At 75.1% G+C, this 1,572-nt stretch carries 2 protein-coding genes; both read right to left on the bottom strand.

Going from position 1 to position 1,572, the window contains the following annotated elements; translation table 11 throughout:
* Window positions 1-220, bottom strand: a 220-nt coding sequence (locus ACE3Q3_RS24345; RefSeq protein ID WP_374450456.1) for a glycoside hydrolase family 99-like domain-containing protein, incomplete at its 3' end; no start/stop codon positions are given.
* On the bottom strand, window positions 217-1,572 hold a 1,356-nt coding region (locus ACE3Q3_RS24340; RefSeq protein ID WP_374450454.1), incomplete at its 5' end, for a hypothetical protein. The genes ACE3Q3_RS24345 and ACE3Q3_RS24340, both read right to left, overlap by 4 nt.

Below are 1,572 nucleotides of genomic sequence, written 5' to 3'. Positions count from 1 at the left end.
GCGCCAGCGTCGCCTGCTGCTCCATCACCTCCGGCAGGCGCAGGTCGTAGAAGCCGAGTTCGGCCGGCAGGTGCGGCTGGTGATGCCCGGCGAACAGCGGCCGTGCCCGGGTGACGTTGGTCCACTCGGTGAAGCCCTTGCCCCAGGCCGCGTCGTTCTCCGGGATCGGGTGATACTGCGGCAGGTAGAACGCCACCAGCCGGACATCGGGATCGGTCATGGCGGCAGCACCTCGATCGTGACGCGATGCGCGACATAGGCGATGCCGTCGGCCCGGCGGAAGGCGAGGCGCAGGTCCCAGCGTCCGGCGGCGAGCGTGCCGGCGTCGACCTCGGTCCGGAAGCCGCTCCACAGCGTCACGGCCTCGGGCAGGTCGGCAAAGGCCGCCGCCACGTCCGGCCGAAGCTCGCTCCGGTCGAGCGCCACCACCTGTTCCGGCGCCCGGGCGGGGTCGACCGGGGTCAGCACCGCCAGCGCCGCCGTGGCCGTCCCGGTCGCATCGATCGCCCACCCGGCGATCGGCAGCCGGCCCGACACGGTCGGGATATCGTCCGGACGCTGCCGGGCCGGCTCGTCGAAATGGCCGAGAAGACGGCCGGGGCGAGGGGCGCCGGCGGCCGGCGCCGGGGGCCGCGGCAGGCCCGCCGGCCGGCGGCTCGCGTCGGCGCGGCCGGCGAGCAGTGCCGGCAGTTCGAGCAGCGCGTCGGCGGTCCCCGCGATGCTGCGCAGCCGTCGCGGCGCCGGGCGCGGCAGCGTGCCGCGGACATGGGGGGCGAGTGCCGGGTCGGCCGCGATGCGGTCGATCTGGCCGGCATACTCGGCGTCGAGCGCGGCCTCGCGATCGGCCGTCATGAAGCGCGGCGCCTCGATCTCGGCGCGGGTGAAGCGGATGGAGGCGCAGTTGCGCAGCCAGCGGGCGACGGCGTCCGGTGCCGCGCCCTCGCGGCGGAGCGTGCGCGCCAGTTCGATGATCGGGGCGGGCAGGCCGGGGTTGAGCCGCGGCGCATCGGGCGGGCGGTCGATCGCCATGCCCGGCATGAGCCAGCCGAGGACGGCGCGGACGACATCGGCGCGGACATCGGGGTCGTCGTAGCTGCCGATCCGCAGGTCTCCGGTCGCCGACAGGCGGCTCCAGCGCCGCGCCAGGTCGTGACAGTCGCGCCGCCGTTCCGCGGCGTAGGCGGCGAACGGCAGGTCGTAGCCGGACTGGATGTGGGTCCGGTATCCGGCCTCGATCGCATCGCTGGTCCGGCGCAGCACCAGGACCGCCATCGCATCGAAGGGTTCGAGATGCTGCCGCAGGGTGCCGATCTGCGCCTCGGAGAGGGCGGAGAACTCCTCCGACGAGATGACGGCGTTGGCCGCCCCGCAGGCCGCGAGCTCGTCCGCCAGGGCGGACAGCATCGCCTCCGGCGGCACGCCGCGGCAGCGATCCGGATGGCGCCCGAGCAGGCTCCAGGCCAGCAGATGATGGCCGCCGCCCATCTCGGCATAGCTGCCGGTCCGCGGCACGTAGAGCCCGGCCGCCGCGAGCGCCGGCCGCTGCCGGACGAGGAACGATTGCAGGCTGGT

Source organism: Allostella sp., assembly GCF_041913585.1.
GTDB lineage: Bacteria > Pseudomonadota > Alphaproteobacteria > ATCC43930 > Allostellaceae > Allostella.
The sequence above is the reverse complement of the archived record's forward strand: the minus strand, read 5'-3'. Positions and strand labels throughout refer to the sequence as shown.